Below are 19,641 nucleotides of genomic sequence, written 5' to 3'. Positions count from 1 at the left end.
CCGCCGTCGGGAAGACCTCGGACCCGCAGCACGAGCCCGGGGACGCCGGTCAGACTGCCGTGGTGGAGCTGTTGCGCTACTCCCCCGTCGCCGACGAGCTCGGCCGGCGCTTCGCCGACGCCGGACACCGGCTCTACCTGGTCGGCGGGAGCGTCCGCGACGCGCTGCTCGGGCGCCTGTCGAGCGACCTGGACTTCACCACCGACGCGCGTCCGGCGCAGGTCAAGAAGATCCTCTCCGGCTGGGCCGAGGCCGTCTGGGACACGGGGATCGAGTTCGGGACGATCGGACTCGCCCGCCACGGGGTGACCCTGGAGGTCACGACCTTCCGGGCGGACACCTACGACGGCGTGTCCCGCAACCCCGTCGTGGCGTTCGGCGACAGCGTCGAGGGCGACCTGGTGCGGCGGGACTTCACCGCCAACGCGATGGCCGTCTCGCTGCCCGACCGCACGTTCGTCGACCCCTGCGGCGGCCTCGCGGCGCTGGCGCGGGGCGTGCTCGACACCCCGATCGAGCCCGAACGCTCCTTCGACGACGACCCGCTGCGCCTGCTGCGCGCGGCCCGCTTCGTCTCGCAGCTCGGCTTCACCGTCGCCCCCCGGGTGCGGGAGGCGATGACGGCCCTGGCGCCGCAGCTGGACCGGATCACCGCGGAGCGCGTCCAGGCGGAGCTCTCGAAGCTGCTCCTCGGGGCGCACCCGCGGGCGGGCATCGAGCTGATGGTCGACACCGGGCTCGCCGACGTGGTCCTGCCCGAGGTGCCGGCCATGCGCCTGGAGATCGACGAGCACGCCCAGCACAAGGACGTCTACGAGCACTCGCTGACGGTCATGGAGCAGGCGATCGACCGGGAGACCGACGGCCCGGACCTCACCCTGCGCCTCGCCGCGCTGCTGCACGACATCGGCAAGCCCGCCACCCGTCGGGTGGAGCCGGGCAACCGGGTCAGCTTCCACCACCACGAGGTGGTCGGCGCGAAGATGACCCGCAAGCGGCTGCGCGAGCTGCGCTACCCGAAGCAGCTGATCGACGACGTCTCCCAGCTGGTGTTCCTGCACCTGCGCTTCCACGGCTACGGCAAGGGCGAGTGGACCGACTCCGCCGTCCGGCGCTACGTCACCGACGCCGGCCCGCTGCTGGAGCGCCTGCACCGGCTGGTCCGGTCGGACTCCACCACCCGCAACAAGCGCCGTGCGGCCGCCCTGCAGCGGACCTACGACGACCTCGAGGAGCGGATCGCGCAGATCTCGGCCGAGGAGGACCTCGCGCGCGTGCGCCCGGACCTCGACGGCAACGCGATCATGGAGCTGCTCGGGGTCGAGCCCGGACCCGTCGTCGGGAGGGCGTGGCGGCACCTCAAGGACGTGCGCCTGGAGCGCGGCCCGCTCGACCGGGACGAGGCCGAGGCGGAACTACTGGCGTGGGCGCGGGCCGAGGGGATCGTCGAGTCGTAGGTGGCCCTCCTCCGGGTGGCAGCGGAGCGTCGTTGCTGTCGTCCAGTGGCAGGTTCTCCCCATCGTCGACCGGCGGTGGAACCGATCGGGCGGCGCCGCCGTCCGAGCCGGTGTGATCACCTATCGGTTCGGCACCGGGCGCGGACCGGTCCACCACCACCGCTCCCCGGCCGACCGGGCGCTGGGCGGAGCCGCTCCCGACGCCGTCGCGCTCGACTTCGACGGTGACGGCCGGGTCGACGACGCGCTGTGGGACACCGACGGCGACGGGGTGGCCGACCGCGCGGTGCTCGACCTCGACGACGACGGGCGCCCCGAGCGCGCGTTCGCTGACCCCTCCGGCCGGGGGCTCTGGGACGCCTCGGTGGCCCGCGCGGTGGCGTTCACCGACGTCCGCGGCCGCGCCGGCTCGACGACGGCGACGATCGACACCGACGGCGACGGGCTTCCCGACGGCGGGTGGGCGGAGGTCGACCACGATCCGGCCGGCCGCGAGGTGGTCTGCGACCTCGACGGCGACGGCCGGGCCGACCAGCTGCTCGTCGACCACGACGGGGACGGCCGCGCCGAGGCGGCCTACGGGGTGTCGGGGGCCGCGGAGCGGTGGGACGTGCTGCTGGCCGACACCGACGCGGACGGGACGGCCGACGTCGAGATCGCCGAGGACACCTCCGGGTGGGTGCCGCCCTGAGCGGGGACGGCGGCCCCGCCGTCGGGACCGCGGGTGTCCCCCACCGGCACGCCGCGACGCAGCGCGATCTCGTGCACCCCGAGTCCGAGGAGGTAGAGCGCGGCCGCGACCACGACGAGGGCGGCCGAGCGGCCGTCCGGCGGGCTGAGCAGCGCCGCGACGGCCACGGCCGACACGTAGGTGACGTTGAAGACGGTGTCGGAGAGCGCGAACACCCGGCCGCGGCGGGCGTCGTCGACCTCGCGCTGCACGGCGGCGTCGGCGCACAGCTTGATGGCCTGGCCGACGAGGCCGAGCACGAAGGCGGCCCCCAGGATCGTCGGGAGGGTCATCGGCAGGCCGAGCGTGAGCAGCGCCGCGACGGCGAGCCCGAGCATCACCCGCACCGTCGCGGGTCGCCCGATCCGGGCGGTGAGCCAGGGCGTCACCACCGCGGCGACGCCGAGTCCGGCGGCGGCCGCCACCACGGTCTCGCCGAGCCCGGCGACCCCGGCGCGCAGCGGGCCCCAGTCGGTGAGCCCGTTGCGCATCAGCAGGAGCATCACGAGCGTCGCGACGCCGAAGGCGAGGCGGTGGGCCGCGACGGCCCAGAACGCCGCCACGACGCCCGGCGCCTCCCGCGCGGCGCGTGCGCCGTCGGCGAGACCCAGGGCCACCGCCTTCATCGCCCGGGCGGCCTCCGACGGGTCGTCCGGACCGAGCGAGCCCGGCCGGAACCCGACCGCCACCGCGACGATCACGAGCGACCCGAGGACGGCGGCCGCGGCGGCGATCCCGGACTGCGCGTCGCCCGCGCCGATCAGCCCCGTGAGCCCGAACGCGCAGGCGGCGCCGAACGCGGCGGCCACCGCGCCGCTGGTGGTGACCAGCGAGTTCGCGGCGACCAGGCGACGCGGGGCCACCACGTGCGGCAGGGCGGCGGAGAGCCCGGCCTGGACGAACCGGCTGACGCCGATCGTGGTGAGGGCGCCGAGGTAGAGGGCGGGGCCGGTCACGCCGGCCGCGACCACCGCCGCGGTGCCGAGGGTGAGCAGGGCCCGGACCCCGCCCGCGACGAGGAAGACCCGGCGGCGGTCCCAGCGGTCGAGCAGGGCGCCCGCGAACGGGCCGACGAGGGAGTACGGCAGCAGCACGACGGCGAGGCCGAGGGCCACGAGCACCGGGTCGGACTGGCGCTCCGGGTTGAACAGGACCGCGCCGCCGAGCGCCGCCTGGAAGACCCCGTCGCCCCACTGGGCGCCGAGCCGGACGGTGAGCAGCCGGAGGAAACCGGGATGCGCGGCGAGCTCCCGACGACTGGTGCGCGCACGCCGGGGAGGCAGGTTCCGGTCGGTCGAAACGGGCACGACGACCCACGCTACGCGGACTCCCCCGCCACAGGGAGAGCGCGGTCCTCCGTCCGGACGACCTCCCCGTCCGGACAGGTGACGTGCGCGGCGAAGGGGGCCGGGCGGGCTGACCGCGCGCGGACGGTGGTGTCACGATGGGGTGGTGGCCGAGGGAACCCGCGGAGAGCCTGCCGAGCGGTCGGCGTACTCGGTCGAGGCCGGCTCGCTCCTGGTCGCCGCCCCCTCCCTCACCGACTCGAACTTCGTGCGGACGGTCGTGTTCGTCATCGACCACCGTCGCGAGGGCACGCTCGGCGTGATCCTCAACCGGCCGAGCGAGGTCGCGGTCTCCGACGTGCTGCCCACGTGGGGCCCGCACACGAGCCGGCCGAGCGCGGTGTTCGTCGGCGGGCCCGTCGAGCAGAAGACCGCGCTGTGCCTCGCGGCGCTGCGGACCGGGGAGGACCCGGCGGGGACGCCCGGCGTGGTCGGGGTGCGCGGTCCGGTGGCGCTGGTCGACCTCGACGGCGACCCCGGTGCGCTGGCCCCCCGGGTGCGGGGGCTGCGGGTGTTCGCGGGCTACTCGGGCTGGGACCGCGGTCAGCTCGCGGGCGAGATCTCGCGCGGCGACTGGTTCGTCGTCCCCGCGCTGCCCGACGACGTGCTCGCCCCCGCCCGGTACGACCTGTGGGGCGGTGTCCTGCGCCGCCAGGGGGTGCCGCTGGCCCTGCTGGCCACGCACGTGTCGGAGCCGACGCGGAACTGATCTCCTCGTTCCGGGCGAGGCCGCCTCCCCGTGTGCCAACGGTCCGCTCGCTCCCGGCGGGGGGTCGGCGTCCGGCGTAGCGTCCGCAGGCGTGCGGATCACGCGTGAGACCCCGGGACCCGGCCAGGAGTCGGTGTGGGACTACCCCCGCCCCCCGCGGGCGGAGCGGGACGCGCGGCGCTGCGTGATCACGCACGCGGGGACGGTCGTGGTGAACACCGACGACCTAGTGCGCGTGCTCGAGACCAGCCACCCGCCGACCTTCTACCTGCCCCGCACCGCCTTCGCCGACGGCGTGCTGCGGCCCGCGACGCGCCGTACCGTGTGCGAGTGGAAGGGCACGGCCCGGTACGTCGACCTGGTCCTGCCGGGGACGACGCTCGACGACGTCGGGTGGTGGTACCCGGAGGGCGACGTCAGCGCCACCTATCCCGAGCTCGCCGACCGGGTCGCGCTGTACCCCGCACCCCTCGACGAGATCACCCTCGACGGTGAGCGGGTGGTGCCCCAGCCCGGAGGGTTCTACGGCGGGTGGATCACGCAGGACGTCGTCGGCCCGTTCAAGGGCGGGCCCGGCTCTTGGGGCTGGTGAGTCAGGCGCCGGCGCCCTTCGGGCAGATCGCGCACGAGCCGGCGCAGGCCGAGCGCGTCTCCGCACCACACCCCCTATCGGCGTGCTCGGTTGCTCCGTCGGGAACAGGGACGGAGCAGGGCTGCGCGGGCCGGTTCTCGGCCTCGAGCGTGGCCTCGCGGTCGGCCTCGGCGTAGCGGCCGCCGAGGACGCCGCCGACCCCGAGCAGCACGAGCAGGCCGACGGCACCGACCACGAGCAGCGTGACGGCGGCGGCGGTCACCGGGCTGAGCAGCGCGGTGACCCCGGCGACGAGCCCGAGCCCGCCGGCGCCCGTGAAGGCGGGCGCGGCGACCCGGTTGGCGCGGCGGAAGGCGTCGACACGGGCCATCGTCCAGCCGGTGCGCACGCCGATGACACGGTTGCGCGGGAGCCGCTGGAGCGCGGCGAGCACACCGACGACGGCGACGACGAGGCTCGCGACCAGGAGCACGGCGGCCAGCACGGGGACGACCATGCCCCCAGAGTAGGCTCGACGGTCGTATCGCCGGTCCTGCGGGACCCGGCCCCGCCCCGGCTGTGGATCGCGCCGGAGGCCTGTGGTGACCAGGAGGAACGCCGTGACCGCCCAGCCCGACGTCGCCCGCCGGGAGAACGGCGGGGCGGCCGTGCCGCCGTACCGGTACACCGCCGCGCTGGCGAACGAGATCGAGGCCCGCTGGCAGGACCGCTGGGAGGCCGAGGGCACGTTCGAGACGCCGAACCCCTCCGGCCCGCTGTCCGACGGCCGCACGCTGGACCCGGCCGAGAAGTTCTACCTGATGGACATGTTCCCGTACCCCAGCGGCGCAGGCCTGCACGTCGGGCACCCGCTGGGCTTCATCGGCACCGACGTCCTCGGCCGCTTCCTGCGCATGACCGGCCGCACCGTGCTGCACACGATGGGCTTCGACGCCTTCGGGCTGCCCGCCGAGCAGTACGCGGTGCAGACCGGGACGCACCCGCGCACGACCACCGAGGCGAACGTCGAGCGCTACCGCGCCCAGATCCGTCGTCTGGGGCTGGCGCACGACAAGCGCCGGTCGGTCTCCACCACCGACGTCGAGTTCTACCGCTGGACGCAGTGGATCTTCCTGCAGATCCACGGGTCGTGGTTCGACCGTGCGGCGAACCGCGCCCGCCCGATCACGGAGCTGGAGGCGGAGTTCGCGGCGGGCACGCGTTCTCTTCCTGACGGCGGGTCGTGGTCCGAGCTGTCGCGGCCGCAGCAGGACCGGGTGCTGGACTCCTACCGCCTGGCCTACCTCGCCGACGCGCCCGTGAACTGGTGCCCGGCCCTGGGCACGGTGCTCTCCAACGAGGAGGTCACCGCCGACGGGCGCTCCGAGCGGGGCAACTTCCCCGTCTTCCGGCGCAACCTGCGCCAGTGGATGATGCGGATCACCGCGTACGCCGACCGCCTGGCCGACGACCTCGACGGCGTCGACTGGCCGGACTCGGTGAAGGCCATGCAGCGGAACTGGATCGGCCGCTCGCAGGGGGCGACCGTGCGCTTCGCCGCCCCCGGCGGGAACGCCATCGAGGTCTTCACCACCCGCCCCGACACCCTGTTCGGCGCGACCTACCTCGTCCTGGCCCCGGAGCACCCGTTGGTCGACGCGATCCTGCCCGCGGCGTGGCCGCAGCCCGGCACCGGCGAGGAGCTGGACGGACGCTGGACCGGGGGCGCCGAGACGCCGGCCGACGCCGTGGCCGGCTACCGCAGCGTCGTGGCCTCGCGCTCCGACCTCGAGCGCCAGGAGGCCCGCGACAAGACCGGCGTCTTCACCGGGGCGTGGGCGACCAACCCGGTGAACGGCGAGCCGCTGCCGGTGTTCGTCGCCGACTACGTGCTCATGGGCTACGGCACCGGTGCGATCATGGCCGTGCCCGGTCAGGACCAGCGCGACTGGGACTTCGCGACCGTCTTCGGGCTGCCGATCACGCGGACCGTGCAGCCGCCGGAGGACTTCGACGGGCAGGCGTACGTCGGCGCGGGCGCGGCGATCAACTCGGCCAACGACGAGATCTCGCTGAACGGGCTCGGCGTCGACGAGGCGAAGTCGACGATCATCGGGTGGCTCGCCGAGCGCGGCGACGGCGAGGCGGTCGTGCAGTACAAGCTGCGCGACTGGCTGTTCAGTCGTCAGCGCTACTGGGGCGAGCCGTTCCCCGTCGCCTACGCGGCCGGCGGCGAGTCCGACGGCGGGCCGTCGATCCCGCGCGCGCTGCCCGACTCCGACCTGCCGGTGCTGCTGCCCGACGTCGACGACTACTCGCCCAAGTCGTTCGCGCCCGACGACCGGGACTCGTCGCCGGAGTCGCCCCTGGCCCGCGCCACGGAGTGGACGACCTTCTCCGCCGACCTCGACTCGGACGACGAGCGCGCCTGGTCGGAGTACGTGCGCGAGACGAACACGATGCCGCAGTGGGCCGGCTCCTGCTGGTACCACCTGCGCTACCTGGACCCGACCAACGACCAGCGCTTCGTCGACCCCGACGTCGAGCGGTTCTGGCTCGGCCCGCGGCCGGACGTGTTCGGCCCCGCCGACCCGGGCGGTGTCGACCTGTACGTCGGCGGCGTCGAGCACGCGGTGCTGCACCTGCTCTACGCCCGGTTCTGGCAGAAGGTGCTGTTCGACCTCGGCCACGTGTCCGCCTCCGAGCCGTTCCGCCGCCTGTTCAACCAGGGCTACATCCAGGCGTGGGCCTACACCGACGCGCGCGGCGTGTACGTGCCGGCCGAGGAGGTCGTCGAGGGTCCCGACGGCGGATTCACGTGGAACGGCGAACCCGTCTCCCGGGAGTACGGGAAGATGGGCAAGTCGCTGCGCAACGTGGTGACCCCGGACGACATGTGCGCCGCCTACGGCGCCGACACCTTCCGGCTCTACGAGATGTCGACCGGCCCGATGGAGGCCTCGCGCCCCTGGTCGACCCGCGACGTGGTCGGCTCGCAGCGCTTCCTGCAGCGCGTCTGGCGGCTGTTCGTCGACGAGAACGACGGGTCGCTGCGGGTGTCGGACGCCGAACCGTCGGACGACACGCTGCGCCTGCTCCACCGCACGATCGACGGCGTCCGCACCGACTTTCCGTCGCTGCACTACAACACCGGCGCCGCGAAGCTCATCGAGCTGTCGAACCACCTGACCAAGGCCTACCCCGACGGCGGGTGCCCCCGGTCGGTCGCCGAGCCGCTGGTGCTCATGCTCGCGCCGCTGTGCCCGCACCTGGCCGAGGAGCTGTGGTCGAAGCTCGGCCACACCTCGACGCTGGCCTACGCGGACTTCCCGGTCGCGGACCCGGCCCTGCTGGTCGAGGAGTCCGTCGAGTACCCGATCCAGGTCAAGGGCAAGGTGCGGTCGCGGGTCACCGTGGCGGCGTCGGCCGGCGAGGACGAGGTGCGCGCCGCGGCCCTGGCCGACGAGAAGGTCGTGGAGCTCCTCGCGGGCGCCGAGCCGCGGAAGGTGATCGTGGTCCCGGGGCGGCTGGTGAACGTCGTCCCGTAGCTCCCTCCCTGCCAGCCGTCCTGAGCGATGGGTCCCTTCGCTCAATAGAGCCGCCCATGGGCGCCCCTGGCCGAGAACGGTGGATCCGTGAGCGTCCGGGCTGCGTCAACACCCATGTGCCCCCACGTGCCAAGGTCGACTGGGCTGCGGTGTCCGATGCCGCCCCCCAGCAGCTCATCCTCGTCCGAACCCTCCTCACGCTCGGCGTCCCGTCGAGCACGATCGCCTTCCGGTGCCGCAAGGCCGGCGGCGTGTGGTGGCGACCGCTCCAGGGCCTGATCGCCCTGACCCGCGGTGCGCTCACCACCTATCAACGGTTGGTCGCCGCCCTCCTCGTGACCGGCGACGCCGCGCTGGTCACCGGCCTCGCCGCCTGCCGGCTCTTCGGACTCGAACGGGTCCCCGACCACGACGAGGTCCACGTCCTCATCCCGCACGAGCAGCGACGGCGCTCCGAGGGCTTCCTCCTCGTCGAGCGGACCGCGCGGATGCCCCCGAATCCCGTGATCCGGAACGGCATCCGGTGCGCTCCGCTCGCCCGCGCCCTGATCGATGCCGCCCGCCGACTGATGCGGATCGACGACGTCCGGGCGCTGCTCTGCGAGGCGGTGCAACGCGGCAGGGTCACCGTCTCGGCCCTGCGCGCCGAACTCGAGGCGGGCTCCTGTCGCGGGGCGGCCCTCGTCCGTCAGGTCGTCGTCGAGCTCGAGGACGGCATCCGGTCGGCGGCAGAGGGATGGCTGCGTGAGCTCGTCGGTGCGATGCCGGAGTTCGCCGACATCCGCTGGAACGTCGCCCTCCGCCTGCCCGTTGGGACGAAGGTCGTGGCCGACGGCTTCCTCGACGGCGTCGCGCTCGCGATCGAGCTGAACTCCTTCGCGCACCACGCGGACCTGTCGACCTTCGACGCCACCATGCGGCGGCAGGCGGCGATGGTCGCCGCGGGGATCGTGGTCGTGCCCGTCACGCCGAGGGAGCTGCGTGAGGACCCGGCTGCCGTCCGACGCAAGCTCCGCGCCGCCCTCGAGCAGGCCCGGCTGCGCCCGCGGCCCGCCGTCGTGATCGGCTGAGCCCCGGGACGAACGAAGGGCCCCAACGGTCGATCTATTCGACCGATGGGGCCCTTCGTTCCGTCAAGGTGCGGGCGCTACGGGATGGCGGTGGGCGCCCATGGCCGGCCTATTCGACCGATGGGGCCCTTCGCTCAACCCGGGGGAGGTGGAACCGTCAGTCCTCGCCGCGGATGAAGGACTCGACCTTGTCGTACGCCACGGAGTCCCGGTACTGCTCGGGCGGCGACTTCATGAAGTACGACGACGGGGCGAGCAGCGGGCCGCCGATGCCGCGGTCGAGGGCGATCTTCGCGGCGCGGACGGCGTCGATGATGATGCCGGCCGAGTTCGGGGAGTCCCAGACCTCGAGCTTGTACTCCAGGGACAGCGGCACGTCGCCGAACGCGCGCCCCTCGAGGCGGACGTAGGCCCACTTGCGGTCGTCGAGCCACGGCACGTGGTCCGACGGGCCGATGTGGACGTTGCCCTTGCCCATCTCGCGGTCGACCTGCGAGGTCACCGACTGGGTCTTCGAGACCTTCTTCGACTCCAGCCGCTCCCGCTCGAGCATGTTCTTGAAGTCCATGTTGCCGCCGACGTTCAGCTGCATCGTCCGGTCCAGCTGGACACCGCGGTCCTCGAACAGCTTGGCCAGCACCCGGTGGGTGATCGTGGCGCCGACCTGCGACTTGATGTCGTCGCCCACGATCGGGACGCCGGCGTCGGTGAACTTCTGCGCCCACACGGGGTCGGACGCGATGAACACGGGCAGGGCGTTGACGAAGGCGACGCCCGCGTCGATCGCGCACTGGGCGTAGAACTTGTCCGCGTCCTCCGAGCCCACCGGCAGGTAGGACACGAGCACGTCGGCGCGCGCCTCCCGCAGCGCCGCGACGACGTCCACCGGCTCGTCGTCGGCCTCGGTGATCGTCTCGCGGTAGTAGCGGCCGAGACCGTCGAGGGTGTGGCCGCGCTGCACGATCACCCCGGTCGGCGGGACGTCGGCGATCTTGATCGTGTTGTTCTCGCTCGCCGTGATGGCCTCGGCGAGGTCCTGACCGACCTTCTTCGCGTCCACGTCGAACGCGGCGACGAACGTCAGGTCGCGGACGTGGTAGCCGCCGAAGTCGACGTGCATGAGACCCGGCACGCGGGCGGCCGGGTCGGCGTCGGCGTAGTACGTGACGCCCTGGACCAGCGACGCGGCACAGTTGCCCACGCCGACGACGGCCACTCGGACCTGACCCATGGATGGTCTCCTTCACTCATTCCGGACGACGGGTCCGGCCCGTCGCCTCGTCGGGGGCGCTGCGGCCCAACGACCGTTCGTGGTCGATGAGCTCGTCGAGCCAGCGGACCTCTCGCTCGGTGGTGTCCAAGCCGATGCGGTGCAGTTCACGGGTGTAGCGGTCGATCTGCTCCCCCGCGCGGGTGATCGTCGAGCGGAGCCCCTCGCGGCGCTCCTCGACCCGACGACGGCGGCCCTCGAGGATGCGCATGCGCACCTCGGCGGGGGTGCGGGAGAAGAAGGCCAGGTGGACGCCGAACCCGTCGTCGTCGTAGGCCTGGGGACCGGTCTCGCCGAGCAGCTCGTCGAGCCGGTCCTTGCCCTCGGCGGTGATCTCGTAGACCTTGCGGCTCCGCCGGCCCTGACGTCCCCAGCTCACGCGCTCGTCCCCCGCCGGCGCCTGCTCCGCGATGAGGGCGGCGCGTTGCAGGCGGCGCAGGGTCGGGTACAGCGATCCCCAGGAGAACGCCCGGAGCGGTCCGAGCCGCGCGTGGAGCTGTTTACGCAGCTCGTACCCGTGCATCGGGGCCTCGTGGAGGAGGCCCAGGACGGCGAGTTCCAGCACACGCCCTCCCTCCACCTCGACCCGGACCGATCTCCTCGACCATATCGCGGCGATACATCGCGGCGTCCCGCTCGACGATCTCGTCACAACGGGACCGACGCGCTCCGCCCGGTCGCTGGCTACGCTGGAGTCCGTGCGAAATCCCCGCCAGGTCGTCGACTACGCGCTGCAGCGCCGCGCGCACCTCGCCGACGTGGCCGCCGGGCGCACCTCCACCGAGGACGCCTGCGACGCGGGGGCCTACCTGCTCCAGGCCGCCTCGTACCACGGGACCGCCACCCCCACCCCGTGCCCGCTGTGCCGCCGCGACGAGCTGGTGAACGTCTCCTGGGTCTTCGGCGACCGCCTCGGTCCGGTGTCCGGTTCCGCCCGTTCGGCCGACGAGATCGCTCGGTTGGACGACGCGGCGGGAGAGTTCACGGTGCACGTGGTGGAGGTCTGCCGTACGTGTCGATGGAACCACCTCGTACAGTCCTACGTCTTGGGAGCGGACGACGCCTCGCGATCGGGTCGCCGTCGGCGTCGCACGGCATCGCCCTGACGCCGCGGTGGGCGTGACGAGGTCGAGACCGTGACCGGCCGAGCAGTCCCCCGGGGAGGCGCCACGTGACCGACGACCGTCGTGACGACCGTCGTCCCGTCGGCGGCTCCGCGCCGCCGAGCGCCGCACCGCGCCCGCCCGCCGGTCCGCGCGGCAACCTCCCGCCCGGGTGGTCGGCCGCCCCGCCGGCCGGTCGACCGGGTCCGGGCGCGCCGAACGGCCGACCCCCGCAGAACGGTCAGGGCCCCGGGCCGGCACCGACGCGCGTCGGGCCGACCCCCGGCGCGGACCCGGGCCGACCCGCCGTCGGGAACGGGCAGCCCGGCCCCCGCCCGACGCGCGTGGGCGGACCGTTCCCCGGCGGCGAGCAGCGGCGCGAGCCGCAGCTCCTGACCCACGACGGGTCCCGCCCGCTGGCCACCGCCTCCGCGGCGGCGCCCACCCGTGCGAGCGCCGGAGCCCGCGCCGGCGGCCGGCCGGGCACGGCGCCGACCGCGGCCACCGACGTCGTGCAGGGCACGGCCGCACCCGGCCGCATCGGGGTGCGCACCCCGCCGCCGGGCACGCCGCCGCCCGGACGGGGTGACGACGACGGGTCCGAGCCGGACCCGAAGCGGCGCGGCAGGCGGATCCGCCGCGTGATCTACGTGCTGGTCGCCCTGCTCGTGCTGGGGCCGATCCTCGCCTTCGCGATCGGCTGGATCTTCTTCCGCATCCCGAGCCCCGACGACGCGACCAACAACCAGGTCGCGACCATCGCCTACTCCGACGGCTCGACCCTCGCGAGCCTCGCGCAGGCCGAGGGCAACCGCATCAAGGTGCCGCTCTCGCAGGTGCCGCTGCCGGTCCAGCACGCGGTCGCCTCCGCCGAGGACCGCAGCTTCTACACCAACTACGGTTTCGACCCCATCGGCATCGCGCGCGCGGCCTGGAACCAGGCCCAGGGCGGGGTCGGCGGCGGATCGACGATCACCCAGCAGTACGTCAAGAACGTGCTGGTGGGCGACGAGCACTCCTACTGGCGCAAGTACCGCGAGGTGGTCATCGCGGCGAAGATCAACCAGGAGGAGTCGAAGGACCAGATCCTCGAGAACTACCTGAACACGATCTACTTCGGGCGCGGCGCGTACGGCATCCAGGCCGCCGCCCAGGCGTACTTCGGCCGGGACGTCGCGACGCTCTCCCCCAGCGAGGGCGCGATGCTCGCGGGTCTGATCCAGGCCCCGTCGAAGTGGGACCCCGCGGTCGACCGCGGCGGGTCCCAGCAGCGGTGGAGCTACGTGCTCGACGGCATGGTCGAGCAGAACTGGCTCTCCCGCGCCGACCGCCAGGCCGCCGTCTTCCCGACGACCATCCCGCCCGCGAAGGCCCGCACCGGCATCCCCGGCAACGACCGCGGCCACATCGTCACCGCGGTCAAGGACGAGCTCGCCTCCTACGGCATCACCGAGCAGCAGGTGAACCAGGAGGGGCTGAAGGTCGAGACCACCATCGACCCCAAGCTCCAGCAGCAGGCGGCGGACGCGGCCGACAAGACGCTCGACGGGCAGCCGGCCAACCTGCGGACCGCGCTCGTGTCGGTGGACCCGCAGTCCGGGTCGATCCGGGCCTACTACGGCGGCGACGACGGGCAGGGCTTCGACTACGCCCAGACCTCGCGTCAGCCCGGATCGTCGTTCAAGCCGTTCGTGCTGCTCGCCGGGCTCGAGAAGAACCCGCCGATCGGCCTGGGCAGCACCTTCGACGGGACGACCCCGCAGACGATCGCCGGCACCAAGGTCGAGAACTCCGACGGCGAGAGCTGCCCGAACTGCGACCTCAAGACGGCGATGACGCTCTCGATCAACACCGTCTTCTACCAGCTGGGCGTCCAGGTCGGGCCGGAGAAGGTCGCCGACGCCGCCCACCAGGTGGGCGTCACCGCGCCGCTGCCGAACCCGAGCGGCGGCATCTCGATCGGTGACAAGGAGGTCAAGCCGGGCGACATGGCCTCGGCGTACGCGACCTTCGCCGCCGACGGCGTCTACCGCAAGCCCCACATGGTCACCCGCGTGACGACGGCGGACGGGCGCGTGCTCTTCGACGGCGGTGCGACCCCCGGCGAGCAGCGCATCAGCCAGCAGCTCGCCCGCAACGTCACCGAGTCCATGCTCGACGTCGCCTCGCACTCCCAGATCCCGCTGTCGGCGGGGCGTCCGGTCGCCTCGAAGACCGGCACCGTCCAGTCGTCGGTGAAGGGCCAGAACAACGACGCCTGGACGATCGGCTACACGCCGCAGCTGTCGACGGCGGTGTGGGTCGGGACCGACGACAATTCGCCGATCAAGACCTCGGGGGGCGCGCCGATCTACGGCCGCGGCGTCCCGGGGCAGATCTGGCAGAAGTACATGAACTCCGCGCTGCGCACCGAGCCGGTGGAGCAGTTCTCGGACTTCAAGGCCATCGGCACGCCCATCGCCCCGCCGAAGCCGCCGGACGGCCAGGACCCGAATAACCCCGACGGCCAGAAGGACGGCCAGTACTGCGTCGACGGGGTCTGCGTGAACTACGGGGGCAACGGCGACAACGGTGGCAACAACAACGGCGACAACGGTGGCAACAACAACCGTGGCAACAACAACGGGGACAACGGCGGCAACAACGGCGACAACGGTGGGAACAACGGCGACAACGGCGGGAACAACGGGGACGGCGGGAACCAGCCGAACAACGGTGGCGGTGGCCTGTTCCCCAACGGATTCAACTGACCCGCTCGCCCGGGACACCTGTGTCCGCTGACGCCCCGCCCACCCGCAGCCGCGCGCACGATCCCGAGTCGCTCGACGCCGCGTCCCGGGTCCTCCCCGCGCACGACGACGGGTTCGTCCGGGCGGCGAGCGCCGCCGTCGGCGGTCCGGTCGGGGCCCACGCCGTCGTCGGGCGGGCGCGCTTCTTCACCCCGCTGCGCGTGGTGCTGCTGCTCGCGACGATCGTGCTGGCGCTCGGCTGGTTCGCGAAGTCGCCGTGCCTGCAGCAGTACGTGGACGACTCGGGTCAGCTCCAGCTCGACTGGCGGGACAGCCGGCAGTACGTGGCGATGTGCTACTCCGACACCGTCCCGCTCTACACCGCCGAGCGGCTCGACCAGGGCGGGATCCCGTACGTGACGAGCTGGGTCGACCAGCGCGACGACGGCACGAGCCAGGTGCGCTACATGGAGTACCCGGTGCTCACGGGGTTCTTCCAGTGGATGAACGCACGCCTGACGGCGGGGTGGCTCGCGCTCGGGCTCCCGGCCGCGCTGCCCGTCGTCGTCTACTTCGACCTCTCGGCCTTCTGGTTGGCGCTGGCGTGGCTCGGCGTCGTGTGGGCGATGGTGCGGCTACGCCCGGGACGTCCCTGGGACGCCGCGATCGCCGCCGTCTCGCCGCTGGTGGCCGTGCACGCCTTCACCAACTTCGACACCCTGGCCGTCGCCGGGGCGACCCTCGGGATGCTCGCCTGGGCGCGGCGACGGCCGGCCCTGGCCGGCGTCCTGCTCGGGCTCGGGGCCGCGGCCAAGCTCTACCCGCTCTTCCTGCTGTTCCCGCTGCTCCTGCTCTGCCTCCGGGCGGGCCGGATGCGCGCCTGGTGGACGGTCGCGCTGACCGGGGTCGGCGCCTGGGCGGTGGCGAACGCCCCGGTCGCGGTGCTGGCGCCGGCCGGTTGGTGGGAGTTCTTCCGACTCAATTCCACGCGGGCAGCCGACCCGGACTCGCTCTACAACATCGTCGCCGGCCTCACCGGCTGGTCGGGGTTCGACGGACCGCTCGCGTCCGGCCAGGCCCCCACGGTGCTCAACGCCGTGACCGCGGTGCTGTTCGTGCTCTGCTGCGTCGCAATTGCGCTCCTCGTCTGGCGGGCGCCGGTGCGCCCCCGGCTGGCGTCGATCGCGTTCCTGGTGGTCGCGGCGTTCCTGCTGACGAACAAGGTGTGGAGCCCGCAGTACTCGCTGTGGCTGATCCCGCTGGCGGTGCTCGCGTACCCCCGCTGGAAGCCGCTGCTGATCTGGATGGCGATCGACGCGTTCGTCTGGGTGCCGCGGATGTACTACTACCTCGGCACCGCCAACAAGGGCCTGCCGGCGCCGTGGTTCTACGGCGCCGTGGTGGTGCGCGACCTGGCGGTGATCGCGGTCGCGGCCCTGATCGTGCGCAGCGTGCTCCGTCCCGAGCTCGACCCGGTGCGGCGGCGTCCCGGGCATCCCGGCCCGTCCGAGATCGGTGCCGATCCCGACGGCGGGTGCCTCGACGGTGCGCCCGACACGGCCTGGTTCCGGCGGCTCCGCGACCGGGGACCGGGGGTCCCCGGCACCCCGGCGGGCGACCGTCCGCCCGCGCGCACCACTCGATAGGGAACGACGGGGCCCGGGCGGCCCAGGGCCGACGGCACCCGCCGTCGCCCCGGGCGACGGATTCGGTGACGTCCGCGTCACCTCCGGACCAACGCGTCGTTGGGGAACTCGGGCGTCTCCCTCCCGGATCCGCGCACGGGGCATGTGCTGGGCCGGGGGAGCTCGTTCGGGCAGCGTTGGTCTGAGTAAGGGGTCCTGCTGATGGGTGCGCGGTTCTCGCGTCTGGTGTCGGTCGCTGCGGCCGGGGGTGTCCTCACGGGGTCGCTGTTGCTCGGAGGTGGCGCCGCCCTGGCAGCGCCGTCGGCTCCCGCCGCGCCGGGCGACGTCGTCCCGGCCCGCTGTGGCCAGACGGTCCAGGCCAGCCCGGGCGACACCGTCCAGGTGACCAAGCCGCTGGGCGGCTCGTTCCTCGTGCCGATCACCTCGGCCGCCGGCCCGCTGCAGTCGATCACCCAGCCGCTGACCGGGCTGCTCTGCCGCGTGCAGGTCCAGCTCGTCGAGCCGGTGGCGACCGCTGCGGCCGCCGCCGTGCCGCCGGCCGCGCCGCTCGCGAGCGCCGCCGCGTCCGCCGGTCGGGCCGTGGCCCCGGAGGCCGCCCCGCAGCCGTCGGCCGCCGCCGCTGCCAGCCCGACCGCGGCGGCCGTCGCCCCGGCCGCCGTCCCGCCCGCCGTCGCCCCGGCGCCCGCGCTGCCCCCGGCGGCGCTGGCCGCCGCGGCCCCGGCGTTCGCGCCGTCGTTCAACGGCCTGCCCTCGTCGTTCCTCGGCGCGGCGCCCGCGTCCGCCCCCGCCGGGCTCGCGGCCTACGACCCCGGACAGCTGCTCGGCTCCGCGTTCCCCGGGCTCAAGGCCGGTGCGCCCGCGTACCTCGGCTACGACCCGGCCAGCGCGGTGACCACCGCCAGCCAGGTCCAGGCCCTGCCGGTCGACGGTCTCTCCGGCGGCATGGGCGTGCCGGTGATGCTCGCGGTCCTCGCCCTCGCCGGGGTCGCCGCGTTCGTCGTCCGCTCGATGGTGCTCCGCCGCGCCGCCGGCGCGAGCGCCGCGGCCGCGCCGGCCGCACCCGTCGTCGGGAACGAGCCGGAGGACGACGACTACACCGTCGCCTCGATGGAGGAGCTCACCGCGCTCCACGGCGAGGCCCCGCGGTCGCCGGCCGTGGGCTTCCCGCGGGTCGGGGCGGACGAGACCGAACTGATGGGAACCACGCGCCGCTGAGCTGCGTCGGAGCCCACGAGGGACCAACTCGGGCGGGTCGGGGTCTTCCCCGGCCCGCCCGAGGTCGTATCCGGGGTCGCCCGTAGACTGGTCGGACCGAGTTCCCTCCTGCCACGGATCGTCCGTGGCCACCAGTCCATAGGAGGTGAGTGGTACTCGTGCGCCACTACGAAATGGTCGTCATCCTCGAGCCCAGTCTCGACGAGCGCACCGTCGCCCCGTCCCTGGAGACGTTCCTCAACGTCATCCGCAAGGACGGCGGCACCGTCGAGAACGTCGAGGTCTGGGGCCGTCGACGTCTCGCCTTCGAGATCGAGAAGAACGCCGAGGGCATCTACGCCGTCCTCGACGTCAACTGTGAGCCCGCCACCATCAAGGAGATGGACCGGCAGCTCGCGCTGAACGAGTCGGTGCTGCGCACCAAGGTCATGCGTCGTGACCCGAACGCCGGAGCGCGTCGGGGCAAGGCCGGCGCGAGCTAATGGCCGGCGACACGGTCATCACCGTGGTCGGCAACCTCACCGCCGACCCGGAGCTGCGGTTCACGCCGTCGGGCGCCGCCGTCGCGAACTTCACCGTCGCGTCGACCCCCCGCACCTTCGACCGCCAGAGCGGCGAGTGGAAGGACGGGGAGGCGCTCTTCCTGCGCTGCAACATCTGGCGCCAGGCCGCCGAGAACGTCGCGGAGTCGCTGACCCGCGGAGCGCGTGTGATCGTGTCCGGTCGCCTCAAGCAGCGCTCGTTCGAGACCCGTGAAGGGGAGAAGCGCACCGTCATCGAGCTCGAGGTCGACGAGGTCGGCCCCTCGCTGCGGTACGCGACCGCGTCGGTGACCAAGGCCAGCCGCTCCGGCGGCGGCCCCGGCGGCGGTGGAGGTGGCTTCGGCGCCTCCAACGGCGGCGGTGGTTACTCCGGCGGCGGCGGTGGTGGCGGGTACGGCGGCGGTGGCCAGTCCGGCCCGGCCGACGACCCGTGGGCCTCCGCGCCCGTGGCCGGCTCGTCCGGCAACGGCGGGTACGACGACGAGCCCCCCTTCTGACGTACGCCAATCCCCAGAATTCGGCTAGGAGAAAGAAACACCATGGCGAAGCCGCCGGTGCGCAAGCCCAAGAAGAAGGTCTGCGCGTTCTGCAAGGACAAGAACCAGCTGATCGACTACAAGGACACCAACCTCCTCCGCAAGTACATCTCGGACCGCGGCAAGATCCGCGCCCGCCGGGTCTCGGGCAACTGCTCGCAGCACCAGCGTGACGTTGCCGTCGCCGTGAAGAACTCGCGTGAGATGGCGCTGCTGCCCTACACGTCGACCGCTCGCTGAGGAAGGGGACCCACGCGATGAAGCTCATCCTCACCGCCGACGTCGCCAACCTCGGTGGCCCCGGTGACCTCGTGGACGTCAAGGACGGCTACGGACGCAACTTCCTGCTGCCCCGCGGGCTGGCCATCGTCGCCACCCGTGGCGCGATGAAGCAGGTCGAGACCATCCGCCGCACCCAGGAGGGGAAGCGGATCCGCGACCTCGACCACGCCCGCGAGATCGCGGGCGAGATCCAGGGTCTCGGCAAGGTCACCGTCGCCGCCAAGTCGGCCGGCGAGGGCGGCAAGCTGTTCGGTTCGATCAGCGCCGCCGACATCGTCTCCGCGGTCAAGTCCGCGGGCGGCCCCAACCTCGACAAGCGTCTCGTCGAGATCTCGGGGCACATCAAGTCCACCGGGTCGCACTCGGTGCACGTCCGGCTCCACCCCGACGTCCGCGTCGAGCTGCCGCTGGCCGTGCAGGGCACCTGATCCCTCGCAGGACCCACCTCGGGCCCCGGACCGCATCGTCGGTCCGGGGCCCGACGTGTGTCCGGGGTCCGTCGCGGGGCGCTCCGACACGCCGGAATCCGGCCGCCGATCGGTGAGGGGTCTCAAGCCCGGGCGGACCCGATCGTGCGGTTTGAGGAGCGCCGCGACGAGAGGTCACCCGGCGGTCACCGCACCGTCCGGCGCCGGTCGTCGGCCGGTCGCCGCCACGTCCCGTATCCGTGTCGCGACACGCCGGTGATGTCGTGCGGCGACATGCCGGTCCACTTGTTGTCCCCAGGGCGCACAACGCTGTGAGCTGCGAGAACGGCGAATCTGAGGAGGTTGCCAACAGGTTGTCCCCAGGTGCGCCCACCTCGGGGGCCTGTGCATGGTCGTCCGTCCCCACTCCGTGCACAGGGGCGTGCACACCACCGCCTCGCGGACCCGGTGCGGGCGGCC

The 19,641-nt window shown here is 73.3% G+C and carries 18 protein-coding genes; 14 read left to right on the top strand and 4 right to left on the bottom strand.

The genetic code is table 11. The features are described from left to right. The first annotated feature begins 59 nt into the window (after positions 1 to 59). Together BJ983_RS21975 and BJ983_RS21970 are read left to right on the top strand one after the other, a co-directional pair. Positions 60 to 1,457 carry a CCA tRNA nucleotidyltransferase gene (locus BJ983_RS21975; RefSeq protein WP_179798106.1) on the top strand — a complete coding sequence of 466 codons (1,398 nt, stop codon included), beginning with the start codon at positions 60 to 62 and terminating at the stop codon, positions 1,455 to 1,457. A gap of 112 nt (positions 1,458 to 1,569) precedes the next feature. Then, positions 1,570 to 2,148 (top strand): hypothetical protein, encoded by a 579-nt coding sequence (locus BJ983_RS21970; RefSeq protein ID WP_179795764.1) that lies wholly within the window; start codon positions 1,570 to 1,572, stop codon positions 2,146 to 2,148. Here BJ983_RS21970 and BJ983_RS21965 read toward each other — a convergent pair. Beyond that, positions 2,034 to 3,494, bottom strand: coding sequence for an MFS transporter (locus tag BJ983_RS21965; RefSeq protein WP_343054297.1), 1,461 nt, complete (start codon positions 3,492 to 3,494; stop codon positions 2,034 to 2,036). The genes BJ983_RS21970 and BJ983_RS21965 overlap by 115 nt on opposite strands. 142 nt (positions 3,495 to 3,636) lie before the next feature. On the opposite strand from BJ983_RS21965, the gene BJ983_RS21960 reads away from it, so the two are divergent. Together BJ983_RS21960 and BJ983_RS21955 are read left to right on the top strand one after the other, a co-directional pair. Beyond that, on the top strand, positions 3,637 to 4,242 hold the full coding sequence (locus tag BJ983_RS21960) for a YqgE/AlgH family protein (RefSeq protein ID WP_179795763.1): 606 nt from the start codon (positions 3,637 to 3,639) through the stop codon (positions 4,240 to 4,242). Positions 4,243 to 4,333: 91 nt separating this feature from the next. Beyond that, positions 4,334 to 4,834 carry a DUF427 domain-containing protein gene (locus BJ983_RS21955; RefSeq protein ID WP_179795762.1) on the top strand — a complete coding sequence of 167 codons (501 nt, stop codon included), beginning with the start codon at positions 4,334 to 4,336 and terminating at the stop codon, positions 4,832 to 4,834. A gap of 1 nt (position 4,835) precedes the next feature. On the opposite strand, the gene BJ983_RS21950 is transcribed toward BJ983_RS21955, so the two are convergent. After that, positions 4,836 to 5,330, bottom strand: coding sequence for an SdpI family protein (locus BJ983_RS21950; protein ID WP_179795761.1), 495 nt, complete (start codon positions 5,328 to 5,330; stop codon positions 4,836 to 4,838). A 103-nt stretch (positions 5,331 to 5,433) separates the two neighbouring features. Between BJ983_RS21950 and BJ983_RS21945 the strand changes: the two genes are divergently transcribed. Continuing rightward, on the top strand, positions 5,434 to 8,361 hold the full coding sequence (locus tag BJ983_RS21945) for a class I tRNA ligase family protein (protein WP_179795760.1): 2,928 nt from the start codon (positions 5,434 to 5,436) through the stop codon (positions 8,359 to 8,361). A 149-nt stretch (positions 8,362 to 8,510) separates the two neighbouring features. Next, entirely contained in the window at positions 8,511 to 9,431 is a 921-nt protein-coding gene (locus BJ983_RS21940; RefSeq protein ID WP_179795759.1) for a hypothetical protein, read from the top strand. 157 nt (positions 9,432 to 9,588) lie between these two features. Here BJ983_RS21940 and BJ983_RS21935 read toward each other — a convergent pair whose 3' ends face one another. Together BJ983_RS21935 and BJ983_RS21930 are read right to left on the bottom strand one after the other, a co-directional pair. Next, positions 9,589 to 10,662 (bottom strand): inositol-3-phosphate synthase, encoded by a 1,074-nt coding sequence (locus tag BJ983_RS21935; RefSeq protein ID WP_179795758.1) that lies wholly within the window; start codon positions 10,660 to 10,662, stop codon positions 9,589 to 9,591. Between the two features lie 16 nt (positions 10,663 to 10,678). Next, entirely contained in the window at positions 10,679 to 11,266 is a 588-nt protein-coding gene (locus BJ983_RS21930; RefSeq protein ID WP_179795757.1) for a helix-turn-helix transcriptional regulator, read from the bottom strand. Positions 11,267 to 11,399: 133 nt separating this feature from the next. On the opposite strand from BJ983_RS21930, the gene BJ983_RS21925 reads away from it, so the two are divergent. The 8 genes from BJ983_RS21925 to rplI all read left to right on the top strand — a co-directional run bounded on the left by BJ983_RS21925 (position 11,400) and on the right by rplI (position 19,182). Further along, positions 11,400 to 11,807 carry a DUF5318 family protein gene (locus BJ983_RS21925; protein ID WP_179795756.1) on the top strand — a complete coding sequence of 136 codons (408 nt, stop codon included), beginning with the start codon at positions 11,400 to 11,402 and terminating at the stop codon, positions 11,805 to 11,807. Positions 11,808 to 11,872: 65 nt separating this feature from the next. Next, positions 11,873 to 14,554, top strand: a complete 2,682-nt coding sequence (locus tag BJ983_RS21920; protein WP_343054296.1) for a transglycosylase domain-containing protein — start codon at positions 11,873 to 11,875, stop codon at positions 14,552 to 14,554. Positions 14,555 to 14,574: 20 nt separating this feature from the next. Continuing rightward, positions 14,575 to 16,179, top strand: a complete 1,605-nt coding sequence (locus BJ983_RS21915; protein ID WP_179795755.1) for a glycosyltransferase 87 family protein — start codon at positions 14,575 to 14,577, stop codon at positions 16,177 to 16,179. 201 nt (positions 16,180 to 16,380) lie between these two features. Then, positions 16,381 to 17,394: a hypothetical protein gene (locus BJ983_RS21910; RefSeq protein ID WP_179795754.1), complete on the top strand. Its 1,014-nt coding sequence runs from the start codon at positions 16,381 to 16,383 to the stop codon at positions 17,392 to 17,394. A gap of 149 nt (positions 17,395 to 17,543) precedes the next feature. Continuing rightward, positions 17,544 to 17,876, top strand: a complete 333-nt coding sequence (gene rpsF / locus BJ983_RS21905) for a 30S ribosomal protein S6 (protein ID WP_230750238.1) — start codon at positions 17,544 to 17,546, stop codon at positions 17,874 to 17,876. After that, the gene (locus BJ983_RS21900; RefSeq protein ID WP_179795753.1) at positions 17,876 to 18,433 is read left to right on the top strand and encodes a single-stranded DNA-binding protein; all 558 of its coding nucleotides are present in this window, start codon (positions 17,876 to 17,878) and stop codon (positions 18,431 to 18,433) included. Before rpsF ends, BJ983_RS21900 begins: the two co-directional genes overlap by 1 nt. Before the next feature lie 42 nt (positions 18,434 to 18,475). Further along, positions 18,476 to 18,712 (top strand): 30S ribosomal protein S18, encoded by a 237-nt coding sequence (rpsR, locus tag BJ983_RS21895; protein ID WP_018330393.1) that lies wholly within the window; start codon positions 18,476 to 18,478, stop codon positions 18,710 to 18,712. Positions 18,713 to 18,729: 17 nt separating this feature from the next. Then, positions 18,730 to 19,182, top strand: coding sequence for a 50S ribosomal protein L9 (gene rplI / locus BJ983_RS21890; protein WP_179795752.1), 453 nt, complete (start codon positions 18,730 to 18,732; stop codon positions 19,180 to 19,182). The last annotated feature ends 459 nt before the right edge of the window (positions 19,183 to 19,641 follow it).

Source organism: Actinomycetospora corticicola, assembly GCF_013409505.1.
GTDB classification, from domain to species: domain Bacteria; phylum Actinomycetota; class Actinomycetes; order Mycobacteriales; family Pseudonocardiaceae; genus Actinomycetospora; species Actinomycetospora corticicola.
The sequence above is the reverse complement of the archived record's forward strand: the minus strand, read 5'-3'. Positions and strand labels throughout refer to the sequence as shown.